The 12,328-nt window shown below is 73.7% G+C and carries 9 protein-coding genes; 6 read left to right on the top strand and 3 right to left on the bottom strand.

Annotated features, from left to right (window positions below; all coding sequences use genetic code 11):
- Nucleotides 1-2: 2 nt before the first annotated feature.
- The 3 genes from KZ829_RS21620 to KZ829_RS21610 are packed head-to-tail and all read left to right on the top strand — an operon-like array spanning nucleotide 3 to nucleotide 2,791.
- Nucleotides 3-887, top strand: a complete 885-nt coding sequence (locus KZ829_RS21620; protein WP_220145746.1) for a hypothetical protein — start codon at nucleotides 3-5, stop codon at nucleotides 885-887.
- Nucleotides 888-938: 51 nt separating this feature from the next.
- Nucleotides 939-1,916 (top strand): SMI1/KNR4 family protein, encoded by a 978-nt coding sequence (locus tag KZ829_RS21615; RefSeq protein ID WP_308285602.1) that lies wholly within the window; start codon nucleotides 939-941, stop codon nucleotides 1,914-1,916.
- Nucleotides 1,913-2,791 (top strand): SseB family protein, encoded by an 879-nt coding sequence (locus tag KZ829_RS21610; protein ID WP_220145745.1) that lies wholly within the window; start codon nucleotides 1,913-1,915, stop codon nucleotides 2,789-2,791. The genes KZ829_RS21615 and KZ829_RS21610 overlap by 4 nt, the downstream gene beginning before the upstream one ends.
- On the opposite strand, the gene KZ829_RS21605 is transcribed toward KZ829_RS21610, so the two are convergent.
- Complete coding sequence (locus tag KZ829_RS21605) at nucleotides 2,733-3,596, bottom strand: hypothetical protein (protein WP_220145744.1); 864 nt, start codon at nucleotides 3,594-3,596, stop codon at nucleotides 2,733-2,735. The genes KZ829_RS21610 and KZ829_RS21605 overlap by 59 nt on opposite strands.
- Before the next feature lie 19 nt (nucleotides 3,597-3,615).
- Between KZ829_RS21605 and KZ829_RS21600 the strand changes: the two genes are divergently transcribed.
- Nucleotides 3,616-4,143, top strand: a complete 528-nt coding sequence (locus KZ829_RS21600) for a hypothetical protein (RefSeq protein WP_220145743.1) — start codon at nucleotides 3,616-3,618, stop codon at nucleotides 4,141-4,143.
- A 20-nt stretch (nucleotides 4,144-4,163) separates the two neighbouring features.
- Complete coding sequence (locus KZ829_RS21595) at nucleotides 4,164-5,408, top strand: S8 family serine peptidase (protein WP_220145742.1); 1,245 nt, start codon at nucleotides 4,164-4,166, stop codon at nucleotides 5,406-5,408.
- Here KZ829_RS21595 and eccB read toward each other — a convergent pair whose 3' ends face one another.
- Both eccB and eccD read right to left on the bottom strand, forming a co-directional pair.
- On the bottom strand, nucleotides 5,409-6,776 hold the full coding sequence (gene eccB, locus KZ829_RS21590) for a type VII secretion protein EccB (RefSeq protein ID WP_220145741.1): 1,368 nt from the start codon (nucleotides 6,774-6,776) through the stop codon (nucleotides 5,409-5,411).
- A 6-nt stretch (nucleotides 6,777-6,782) separates the two neighbouring features.
- A complete protein-coding gene (gene eccD / locus KZ829_RS21585) occupies nucleotides 6,783-8,192 on the bottom strand; it encodes a type VII secretion integral membrane protein EccD (protein WP_220145740.1) in 1,410 nt (469 codons plus the stop codon).
- Between the two features lie 161 nt (nucleotides 8,193-8,353).
- On the opposite strand from eccD, the gene eccCa reads away from it, so the two are divergent.
- Complete coding sequence (eccCa, locus tag KZ829_RS21580) at nucleotides 8,354-12,316, top strand: type VII secretion protein EccCa (RefSeq protein WP_220145739.1); 3,963 nt, start codon at nucleotides 8,354-8,356, stop codon at nucleotides 12,314-12,316.
- Nucleotides 12,317-12,328 lie beyond the last annotated feature (12 nt).

Below are 12,328 nucleotides of genomic sequence, written 5' to 3'. Positions count from 1 at the left end.
CTATGGACGAATCGACCGCCACCGAGATGCTGTACTTCGCCCGCCTGCGTCCCGGCGAGTCGGTCGCCAATCCCTCCTGGACGCTGCGCCGGGTCGTCTCGGCCACCGGGACGGTCGACGAACTGCTCGGCCGTGACGGGGTGTGGCGGCCGTCGGACATGCTGGCGCGCGCCGAACGCGGCGAACTGCCCGGGACGTTGCGGCGGACCAGCCACCGGCCGCCCACGGCGATGGCGGCCACCGCCCGGAAGCACTTCGGGGCCGTTCGGCGTGCGCTGGAGCGGCAGCGGGCGGGCGACGTCGTGCTGCGCCTGGCCGTGCCGGGCACGGGCGCCGCGTTCGGGCCGCTGGACGCGGAGGCGCAGGCCGAGGTGGTCGCGTTCCTGACCCGCGCGCCACTGGTGAGCGACGGACCGGCCGGCACGTACCGCACCGACGGGATGTGGGTGTGGCCGGAATCGATCGCCGCCGAGGTCCTGGCCACCGGCAACCACCCGGAGGACCTGTTCCACCGCCACATCGAAGCGCGGATGTTCCTCCTCCCACCCGACCTCGCGCCGGGCGTGATCGAGCGAGCCCGGCGGTTGCTGGAGACCGCGGCGGACGCCGACGGCACGGAACGCGCCCAGGAGCCGAACGTGCCGGGTCAGCCGCCGCCGCCTACCCGCGCGGAGCGCCTGCGGGCGCTCAGCGCCTGGCACGCGGAATGGGAGCGCAAACATGCGGCGACCACGCCGTTCCGGCCCGAGCTGCATCCCGGCGAGTCCGACTACAACCTGCACCACGTCGACGTCGACGCGTCGCCGGAGGCGGACCGGGAGTACACCCTGCGGGCCCGCGAGATCATGGGGTTGGACCCGGAGACCGGCCTGCGCCTCGACATCTGACGCGCCGCCGACCTGTCTGTCCGATCGATACGGTGTGGAGACGGAGCCGAAGTGGGGACCAGAGAGCGGATCGCGGGCGCGCGCCACGCCTTCCGGGCAGCGCACCCGGCATCGCCGATGCTGCGGGTGCGTTACCGCCACGGCGTACCGGTCGATCCATGGGGTTTCCCGGACTGGACGCCCTATGCGCGCACCCTTGTCGCGCTGCCACCGCCGGTGGCGGACCTCACGATCGACGAGGCCCGGGTGGTCGCCGTGCGGGCCGCCGAGCTGGCCGCCCGGGCGGACGGCGACCCGTTGTGGGACGGCAGCGTCGGCACGCCGCCCGGCTGGACCTGGGCGCACGCGGCGCAGGGCCGCTTCCTCGCGCTGGTGCCGGCTGAACTGCACGCCGCGTTCCGGCATCTCGGCGGAGTCAGTGTCGCCGCCGCACGCTCCGCCGGGCGCGGGCTCACCGCCCGGACCGGCGCCGCTCCGCGGATCCTGGTCTCCGAGCGTCTCTCCAGCGCCGCGGTGGTCAAGGCCGAACAGACCCTGGGGGTACGCCTACCGGCGGCGTACCGGGAGTTCCTGGAGCGCACGAACGGCGGCGCGCCCGGGGCGCCCGCCGTCCTCCCCGGCCACGGGTTCGTCCTGGACCAGCCGCTGTTCGGTTTCCGGGAGGACCGGACCCAGGACCTGGCCTACCGCAACGCCTGGTTCGGCGACCGGCTGACCGCGGACTGGCTGGCGATCGGCCACGTCCAGGGCGGCCTGCTCGTGCTGCGGACCGGCGGCCCGGACACCGGCGCGGTGGGCTACCTCGACGACGACGATCCCCGCGATCGTGACGCGTTCACCGCCGACGACGTCTGTGCCCGTCTGTTGCACCGGCTCGCCGGCGACTTCGCGTCGTTCTGGGTCGCGCTGCGGCCCGTACCCTCCGATCTGGAAGCTCTCGCGGCGAACGCCGCGGCCGCCGCGGAATCGGTCTCACCGGACGGCCTCGGCGTTCTTCTGCCCTCCTCGCACCGGCGGGCCGCGCGGTGACCGGCTGGGAGCCGGTCAACGAGGTGGAGCGCGCCATGCTGCTGGCCGCCGGCGAGGACGACCGGCAGTCCTACTTCCAGCTGGTGGCGCTCGCCGAGCTGTACCTGCCGCAGATCGCCGGGGACGACTCGCCCGGGCAGCGGTTCCTCACCGTGCACGCGTTCGACGAGGTGTTCCTGCCGGTCTTCACCTCGGTACAGGCGCTGGCGGCGCAGTTCGGGCACGCGGTCAACGGCTACACCGTCACCAGCTATGCCGAGCTGCGCCGCAAGTGGCCCGATCCGCGGTGGCGGCTGGCGATCAACCCGGGTACGCCGATCGACGCGTACCTCGCGGTGGAGGGTGTCGAGCGGGCGGCCGTGGGCGATGTCACCGTGCCGACGCTGGCGGAACTGGCCGAGGAGGCCGAGCAGGACGAGATCGCCGAGCAGGAGCTGCGTGCCCTGCAGACGGCCGGTGACCATCCCGTCGACGACGTGCCGGCGGCCCTGACCGCCGCCGCGCGCGCCGGGGACGTGTACGGCTACCTGGACCGCCTGCTCGACTCGGTGGTGCTGATCCCGACCGGCCGGCCGGTGACCGCCGAGGAGATCGTCGAGCCCGGCTTCCCATGGCTGCCCGGCCCGGATCGGATGATCGAGGTCTTCACCACCCCGGAGGCGCTGGCCGGCCGCCATCCCGGCCCGGTGCCCGCGGTCGAGGTGGCGCTGCCGTTCGCACTGGCGGTGTGGCCCGAGGGGCACGGGCTGGCGGTCGACCCCGGCGGCGACGGCGCCGTCGAGGTCTCCGCGGAGGACGTGCTGGTGCTGCTGACGTTCATTCCCGCCGGCGCACCAGGCGGCTCTGCGTCACCTGATCAGCCGGCGGGGCGGTGACCGTCACCGGCGTGCCGAAATCGTCCAGGGTGAAGGTCAGGTGGGCCTGGTACTCACCCTGCGGGCGCAGCGGGTCGGCGGCGCCGGTCCCGCTGTTGATCACGCTGAAGCTCACCTCGAGCTTGCGGATCAGGCCGTCGTCGTCGATCCAGGCCTGATAGACCGGGAAGCCCGCCTCGTCGAACAGCGCGTCCAGGTCGGTGCCGAACGGCGGCGGGCAGTGCGGATCCTGAGCCGGCGTGCACCGCACCCGGAACTCGTGTTCGGCGTCCTCGACGTCGGGCAGTTCCTCGGTCGCGGCGTTGAGCGCGAGCTGCCCGGGCGTGCGGGCGAGGAAGCCGGTCCAGACCGTGAGATCGGCGAGGCCGAGGTTCGGGTTGGCCATCGTGTTGCCCCAGAACGCCGGTGTCGTCGCCGCGAACCAGGCGCGCCCGTCGTCGGCCGTCAAGCTCGGCGACGTGAGGTACGTCTGCCGCCCGGCCCGGATGGCCCGGCCCTCGACCGGCGCCTGGCCGTCGGCGACGATGCCGGAGAAGGTGGTGTCCCATTCGCCAATCTCGCCGAACCTGATCAGGCTGGTGCCCGCGAACGTCGCCTTCGGCCCGGAGACCTGTGGACGGATCTCGGCGGTGAATCCGACCCGGGCGCTGCCGGCCGCACGGAGCCGGGACTCGACGCCGGTCAGCAGCTTCCGCGCGTCCGCGGAGCCGCCGGGCGCGTCGATGTTCGACACGACGAACAGGGCGACCGCGCCGAGAAGCACCACCACGGCGCTGAGGATGATCCGTCCACGAGACATGGTCAACGGTTCTATCATTCGATGCGTGTTGCCCGCCGCCCGCACCCGCGATGAAGCCCATCTCTACATGGACCTGCACGGCTGTCCCGACTGCATGGCGGTGGAGGTGCCCTGGTCCGAGTCCCTGGTGGAGGAGGACGGTGTGCCGGCACGCAGCTATCACGGCCGGTGTGACGGGTGCGGCCGGGAGCGGCGGTTCGTCTTCGCCCTGCCGCGGCGCCCGACGCCGCCGCGCGCCGGCGCCACGGTCACGTTCGGCGCGGACGAGGAGACGTCGGTGCTCTTCGACCCGGGAGAGTGGGTCGAGATCGCGGACATGATGGCCCTGGCCGCCGAGTTGCCCGACATCACCGCCGAGGAGGCACGGGAGTGGCTGGCCACGGCGGCGGCCTGTCTCGGCGAGGCACTCAAGTTCGTGCCGTCCGGAGAGGCCGCGGTGCCCGGCGACGCGTTCTGGAGCGTCCCGGGGCGGGCCCTGCGTGACCGGGCGCCGAACCGCTTCCGGCGCTCCGATCTGGAAGCCCGGCGGGCCGCGCTCGGCAGCCGAACCTGACCGGCGAATATCATTCCCGGGTGCTATCGACGAGCCACCGACTTCTCGGCGCGGTCCTGGCCGCGCTGGTGACCCTTCCGGTCGTGCCCGCGTCCGCCGTACCGGCCTCCGCCGCCCCGGTGGACCGCTGTGCCCAGCCCGAGGACATCCCGGCCGAAACGCCGTGGCCACGTGCGATGCTCGCGCTCGACACGGTGCGGCCGTTCACCCGCGGCGGCGGCACCACGGTCGCGCTGCTGTCCACCGGAGTCCACGCGGCGCACCCGCAGCTACGCGGGCGGGTCCTGCCCGGCTTCGACGCGGTTTCCGGCCGCGGCCCGGCCGACACCGACTGCACCGGCACCGGCACCCAGATCGCCGGGGTGATCGCGGCCCAGGGCTCGACCGGCAACGGCGTCGTCGGCGTGGCGCCGGACACCCGGATCCAACCGGTACGCGTGGTCCCGGACATCCCGTTCGGCGCGGTCGCCCAGCCGGCCGCCCTGACCCGCGGCATCACCTGGGCCACCGACAACGGCGCCGACGTGATCGTCGTGGCGACGCCGCTCCACACGGGCGACGCGAGCCTGAGCCGGGCCGTCGCCGCCGCGGTGGCCCGCGGGATCGTGGTGGTCGCGGCGGCCGGGGACCTGGAGGCCAGCGGCGGCCGGTCCGTCCCCTCGTTCCCGGCGGCCTACCCGGATGTGCTCGGCGTGGGCGCGATCGGCCCCGACGGCGGCATCTGGAGGAACTCGCCGGGCGGCGACTTCGTCGACCTGGTCGCCCCGGGTGTCGCCGTGCCCACCCTGCAGCGCGGAACCGGTCTCGTGCAGGTGGACGGCACCGCGGTCGCCGCCGGGTTCGTCGCCGGAACGGTGGCGCTCGCCCGCGCCAAACGGGGCAACCTGCTCACCTCGGAGATCACCCGGTCGCTGATCGCCGCGGCCAGCCCCACACCGGCCGGCCCGCAGTACGGCGCCGGCGTGGTGAACCCGTACGCGGCCCTGACCGAGCAGGTCGTGGCGCCGAGCCACCGCGCTCTGCCGGCGGTCCAGCCGGCTTCCCCGCCGGAGACCGCGGCCGAGCGGCGCCGCCGCGACCTGGCGCTTCTCGGCGCCGGCCTGGTGCTGATCCTGGTCGTGGGCGTGCTGCTCGCCACCGCGGCGTTGCGCCGCCGCGGCTGGCGGCCGGGTCTGGCGGCCCCGCTGCCGCGCCCCGAGGAGCCGGTCGAGCCCGGCCCGCCGGTGATGTTGCTCGACGACCTGGCCGACTCGCGCCAGAGCTGATCAGCCGGCCGGCGCGGCCGGGAGGATCGCGGCGGCCGGGTCGAGTGTCACCCCGGCCGGGATCCGGTTCACCAGCGCGGTGGGCACCTCGATCGCCGACTCGGCCGGGTATCCGAGCATGGCCAGCACCTCGGCGCCGGGGATCGGGTAGCGCACGCCGAGATCGGTGACCAGCGTGTAACCGCCCGAGCCGGGCACCTTGACCAGCTGGTAGCGCCCCGCCGGGACCAGGATCGCGTCGGCCAGCGCACGACCGGCTCCGGTGGTGCCGATCGTCGGCACGGCCCCGGCCAGTGCGGCCGCCGGGCCCCCCGCGGACACCACCGGCGGCTCGGCCGGGTCGCGTGTCTGCGCGCACAGCGTCTCGCCGTCGTTCACCGGCGCCAGTTCGGGCGGTGCGGCAGGCGGCTGCGTCGCCGGGTCCTGGCCGTCGAGCCGGTTGCTGACCGGCACCTGGCCGACCGCGTTGACCGTGGTCTCGACCGGCGCGCCGGGGAACCGGGCGTCGACCACGGCCCGCTGCAACGCGGTGATCGGGGCCAGACCGTCGTCGAAGACCAGGTACGACTGCTCGCCGCTGCCGGTGCCGGCGACCAGCACCTCGCCGTTGCGACGGCCGGGCACCTTGCCGGAGGGCGCGCCCCGGTCGGGCACGGCGATGGCGGCGATGTCGACACCGGACGGCATGGCGTCGAGCCAGGCGGTGCCGACCGGCGTCGCCGAGACCGCTCCGAACAGCGCCGGAATCGTCGTACGCGAGTCCTGGAACTGGTATTTGCGGCCGTGCCACACCAGATAGTTCATGCCCTTGGCGGCGTCCTTCACGAGCATCCCGCGGTCGCCGAGCTCGCTCGCCGCGGGAGCGCCGGACCCGGCCAGCAGGACCGACCAGGGCTTGTCACCGGCGAGCGCGCACATGGTCCACGGCAGACCGGACCGCCGGTCCGGCTCGGGCAACGACGCCGGCGCGCCGGGGATGCCGATCGTCGTACCCCGTGGCGCCTCCGTCAGGGACTTCGCCGCCACCCGGAACACCGTGGGATTCGGCCGGCCGGCGGCGAGCTTGGCCGAGGCCAGGTTGAGCACCGGGTTCAGCCTGCCGTTCAGGTAGACGAAGCTTGCGCCGGACTCGCGTTCCACCACCACGGAGCCGTCGCTCTTCCAGGTGTCGGTGCCCACCTTGGTGAGCAGGCCGATGATGCCGTACACCGCACCGACCAGCACCGCCACCATCAGGCCACCGAACAGCGCTCCGATGCCGCGGCGCAGCGGCGACTGGGCGGGGTCGGTCTCGCGCATGACGAACGCGGAGACCACCCGCTGGTTCATGAACTGGTACGAATGCAGCTGATCACGACGGGAGGCCATCGCGGGTCACCCGCCGAACGAGGCGAAGAGCCCCCGGATCGACCCGAAGATGCCGATGACCGCACACGCCAGCGGGATCAGCGCCATGATCGCGACGACGTCGAACACGTCCGCGGCCCGTCCCAGGTACGGCGACGGCTGCCGGCGGCTGAACACGAGCGCCGCGGACAGGGCGATCACCGCGGCCACGCCGGCGCCGGCCAGCAACAGCATCCCCGGCGACCGGCCACCGGCGTGGTACGCGGCGCCGAGCCCCAGCACCGCGAGCCCGGTCAGGCCCGCCACCAGCAACGGCACCCGTTGCCGGGGCACCGGCAGGAGCCGGGCGCGCAGCAGCAGCGCGGCGACCGCGGCCACGATCAGCAGGACACCGGAGATGTCCGGTCGCTGCGCGGTGAGGTAGACGATCGCCACGGCGCTGCAGATCGCGGTGGACAGCAGCAGCCCGGTCAGCACCTCGCTGGCGCGCACCACCGCGGCGAACACGTCGGAGCGGCGCGGCGTCGGCTTGTCCGCCAGGATCTCCTCCGCCCGGCTCGGCAGCTCGGGAAACGGCAGCCGGCCCAGCCAGCCGGCCAGCACGGGATAGGCCGGCAGCAGACCGATGGCGGTGGTCAGCGCGACCGCCGCCGCACCGGCCGCGGTGATGCCGGCGATGCTCAGCAGCGCGGCCAGCAGACCGGTGAGCGAGGCGGCGATGCCCGCGACGAACAGGCGCGGCAGGCCGGCGACGCCGGTGTGCCCGAGCAGGCTCAGCACCAGGAGCGCCGCCGAGCCCAGCAGCAGGCCGGGAGCGCCGGTGTCGAGGAAGCCCGCGTCGCCCGGCATGATCAGCCAGGCGCCGCCGAAGAACGCGTACGGCAGGCCGGCGGCGGCGACGACGGCACCGGCGCCGGCATCGCGGAACGCGCGCGACAGCAGCACGCCACCGACGGTCAGGGCGAGGGCGACGCCGATCGCGATGACGCCCGGGGTGCGCCACTGCGGCCCGGTGAACGCCAGACCGGCGAGGCCCACCAACAGCGCGACAGCGGTGATCGCCAGCCCGGTGTCACGGGTGGCGGCACCGGCCCAGGCCCGCCCGGCCCGCCGGGAGCCGCTCGCGATCACCTCGACGACATCGTCGTAGGCCAGCTCCGGCCAGTCCTCCCGGGTGGGCTTGAGATGCAGCAGCTCACCGTCGCGGATGCCCTGCGCGGTGAGGTTGCGATGGGGCTCCAGCGCCGCGCCGGTGGCACGGCGCAGCACCCAGCCACCGCCCAGGTCGCCGGTCTCGCCCAGCCCGCCCTCGGCGTGCCGCAGCAGGTGCGGCAGCAGCTCGGCGACGAGCATGTTGTCCGGCAGCGCGACGTCCATCCGGCGCTCCGGAGCCGCGATCGTGACCCGGGCCAGATTAGGGCCACCCGGTGCGTTCATGCGATCACCTCCAGCTTGGACGCCGATCTTCGCGCCACAACCTAGCAGGCGCGGCCGATGAGCAGGTGACCTGGGATTCGCCCGCACCGATGGGGCTGAGCCGGCTCCGGTGCGGATGACTAGGATGGGGCGCCGACCAGCCGCCTAGGAGGAACGCCAGCGTGACAGTCACCATCGTCAAGCGCCCTCCGCGCCGTCCGGCGCCCCTGATGCCCTCCGGTGAGGTGCTGCTGGACCCGCCGCCCGAGGTGCCGCCCGCGGGCGGCAAGGGCTGGACGCGGATGCTGATGGTCCTGCCGATGGGCGCCGGCGCCGCGGCCATGGGGCTGATGATGGGTACGCAGCGCAGCGGTGCGATCGCCTACGTGGCCGGTGCGATGTACGGCGTGTCCATCCTCGGCATGATTGCCATGATGGTGACCAACACCACCGGTCCCGGCAAGCGCGAGATGATCGAGGCCCGGCGGCAGTACCTGCGCCATCTGTCCCAGCTGCGGGCCCAGGTCCGCAACGCCGTCCGGCAGCAGCGGGAGGCGATGTACTACCGCAATCCCGACCCGGACACGCTGTGGACGCTGACCGGCGGCGGCCGGCTCTGGGAGCGCCGCCAGGGCGACGCGGACTTCACCGTGATCCGGGTGGGCCTCGGCGCTCAGGAGGTGGCGACCCGTCTGGTGCCGCCGCAGACCCGGCCGGTCGACGAGCTGGAGCCGCTCTGCGCGATGGCGCTGCGCAAGTTCGTCAGCACCTACTCGGTGGTGCCGGACCTGCCGGTGGCGGTCGCGCTGCGCGACTTTTCGCACATCTACCTGCGCGGCGGCGACGACGCGGTGCTGGACCTGACCCGTGCGCTGATCGCCCAGCTGTCCACCTTCCACGCCCCGGACGATCTGCGGATCGGCGTGTGCGTGCCGGATCACCAGCGGTCCCGCTGGGAGTGGGTGAAGTGGCTGCCGCACGCCCAGCACCCCGGCAAGACCGACGCGGTCGGCTCGGTGCGGCTGGTGGCGCCGAGCGTGCCCGCACTCGAGGCCATCGTCGACGACGTGCTGGTCAACCGGCCCCGGTTCGACCCGAACGGGCCGCCGTTCAACGGCCCGCACGTGGTGGTGGTGATCGACGGCGGCTCGACGGCCGGCTCCGACCACCTGATGACCGAGGGCGGCGTCGCCGGCGTCACGATCCTCGACCTGTCGGTGCCGCCGCCCCGGCTCCTCGACGACAGCTCGGTGGTCCTGGAGATCGCCGCCGACGGCACGGTCACCGGCACCACCATGGACGGCAGCACCCAGGTCGGCCGCGCTGACGCGCTCGGCACGCATCAGGCCGAGGTGCTGGCCCGGGAGCTGGCCCCGCTGCGGCTCTCCGTGGCGTCGCACCGGGACCAGGCCGCGGTCCTGCACGACCTCGGCCTGGCCGAGCTGCTCGGGCAGGACGACCCCTACCAGGTGGACCTCGACGAGCTGTGGGCGAGCCGCCCCAATCGCGACCGGCTGCGCGTGCCGATCGGGGTCGGCCTCGACGGGCGGCCGATCGAGCTGGACCTGAAGGAGTCCGCGCAGGACGGCATGGGCCCGCACGGCCTGCTCGTCGGGGCCACCGGCTCCGGCAAGTCCGAGTTGCTGCGCACGCTGGTGCTGGCACTGGCGCTCACGCACAGCCCGGAGATCCTCAACTTCGTGCTGGTCGACTTCAAGGGCGGCGCCACCTTCGCCTCCCTGGACCGGCTGCCGCACACCAGTGCGATGATCACCAACCTGGAGGACGAGCTGACGCTCGTCGACCGGATGCTCGGGGCCATCCAGGGCGAGCTGACCCGGCGGCAGGAGCTGCTGCGCAAAGCCGGCAACTACGCGTCCCAGCGTGACTACGAACGGGCCCGCTCGGCCGGCGTGCCGCTCGCGCCGCTGCCCAGCCTGCTGTTCATCGTCGACGAGTTCTCCGAGCTGCTCACCCACCGGCCGGACTTCATCGACATGTTCGTCCAGATCGGGCGGGTCGGCCGGTCACTCGGCGTCCACCTGCTGCTGGCCTCGCAGAAACTCGAGGAGGGGCGGCTGCGCGGGCTCGAGTCGCACCTGTCGTACCGGATCGGGTTGCGCACCTTCTCGTCGATGGAGAGCCGGGCCGTCCTCGGCGCGCCGGACGCCTATGAACTGCCCCGATCCCCCGGCCACGGCTACCTGCGTACCGGCACCGAGGGCCTGGTGCGACTGAAGGCGGCGTACGTCTCCGGAGCGGTCCGGCAGGAGAACGCCGCCGCGGCGGCCGGGGTGAAGCTGGGCGACCCGATCCGCGACTTCTCCACCTTCTACGCCGCTCCGCTGCGCGACGAGCAGCCGGAGGCCGACCCCGAGGACGCCGCCGGCGCCGACGAGGAGCGCGTCGTCGGCGACACCCTGCTCGAGGTCCTGGTCCGGCAGATGGAGGGCAGGGGCACCCCGGCGCACGAGGTGTGGCTGCCACCGCTGGAGACCGCACCCACCCTGGGCCAGCTGCTCCCGCCGCTCGTCACCGACCCCGTCCGCGGGCTGGTGGCCGACGCGGCCGACCGGTTCGGCACGCTGCACGCGCTGGTCGGCATCGTCGACAAGCCGTTCGAACAGCGCCGTGACCCGATGTGGCTGGACCTCGCCGGAGCGGCTGGCAACCTCGTGGTGGTGGGCGCGGCCCAGTCCGGCAAGTCCAACCTGCTGCGCACCCTGGTGGTCAGCCTGGCGCTCACCCACACCCCGCGCGAGGTGCAGTTCTACGGGCTCGACTTCGGCGGCGGCCCGCTCAGCGGGCTCGCCGACCTGCCGCACGTCGGCGGCGTGGCCACCCGCCGCGACGTGGACCGGGTCCGCCGCACCATCGCCGAGGTGCACGGCTTGATGCGGGCCCGCGAGGAGGTGTTCGCCGCGCACAACGTGGAGGGCGTGGCCGCCTACCGCCGGGCCAAGACGCAGGGCCGGTTCGCCGAGGACCCGTTCGGCGACGTTTTCCTGGTGGTGGATGGCTGGGCGACGATGCGCGCCGAGTTCGAGGACCTGGAGCCGACGGTCAACGAACTCGCCAACCGGGGCCTCGGCTTCGGCATCCACGTGATCGCCGCCGCGAACCGGTGGATGGACATCCGGCCGCAGATCCGCGACGTCTTCGGCACCCGCGTCGAGCTACGCCTCGGCGAGCCCGCGGACTCGGTGATCAACCGGCGTGAGGCGGTCAACGTGCCGGAGCAGGCGCCCGGCCGCGGTCTCACCCCGGACGGCTTCCACTTCCTCGCCGCACTGCCGCGGGTGGACCGGGAGCAGCGCGTCGAGGACCTGTCCGACTCCGTCAGCGAGTACGTGAAGACGGCCACCGACCACTGGTCCGGCCCGCCCGCCCCGCCGGTGCGCCTGCTGCCGCCCCAGCTGCCGTTCGAGGCGGTGCCGCCGGCCGAGGGCGCCCTGGTGCCGATCGGCATCGCCGAGTCCGACCTGCAACCGGTCCACCTGGACTTCGACGCCGAACCGCACGCGCTGCTCTTCGGCGACGTGGAGAGCGGCAAGAGTTCCTTCCTGCGCAGTCTGGCCCGGTCCATCGCGGCCGCCAACGACCCGTCGCAGGCCCGGCTGCTGCTGGTCGACCTGCGCCGTAGCCTGCTCGGCTGTGTGGACGCCGGGCACACCATCGGCTACGGCACCTCGCACCAGGTCACCGCCGACCTGATCAACCAGGTGGCGGTGGCGATGCGCGAGCGGCTGCCCGGACCGGACGTCACCCCGGAAATGCTCAACGACCGCAGCTGGTGGAAGGGCCCGCAGCTGTACGTGCTGGTCGACGACTACGACCTGGTCGCCGGGGCGGCCACCAACCCGCTGCTGCCGCTGCTGGAGTTCCTGCCGCAGGCCCGCGACATCGGCCTGCACCTGATCGTCACGCGCCGCATCGGCGGCGCCGCCCGGGCCATGTTCGACCCGGTGATCGGCCGGCTCCGTGAGCTGGCCACGCCGGGCCTCATGATGTCCGGGCCGCGCGAGGAGGGGCCGCTGTTCGGCACGATCAAGCCGCAGATCCTGCCGCCCGGCCGGGCCTGGATGGTCACCCGTAAACAGGGGTCCCGCCTGGTTCAGCTGGCGTGGACGCCCCCCGCCCGCTGACGTGCGGGCGGG

Origin of the sequence: Actinoplanes hulinensis, from assembly GCF_019429605.1 — a bacterium.
Lineage (GTDB): Bacteria > Actinomycetota > Actinomycetes > Mycobacteriales > Micromonosporaceae > Actinoplanes > Actinoplanes campanulatus.
Note: the sequence above shows the minus strand (reverse complement) of the source record. Positions and strands in the feature narration are given on the sequence as shown.

Coding starts and splice junctions, on each gene's coding strand:
- eccD (WP_220145740.1), bottom strand. CDS start 8,192: ATGAACGCACCGGGTGGCCCTAATCTGGCCCGGGTCACGATCGCGGCT.
- KZ829_RS21620 (WP_220145746.1), top strand. CDS start 3: ATGGACGAATCGACCGCCACCGAGATGCTGTACTTCGCCCGCCTGCGT.
- eccB (WP_220145741.1), bottom strand. CDS start 6,776: ATGGCCTCCCGTCGTGATCAGCTGCATTCGTACCAGTTCATGAACCAG.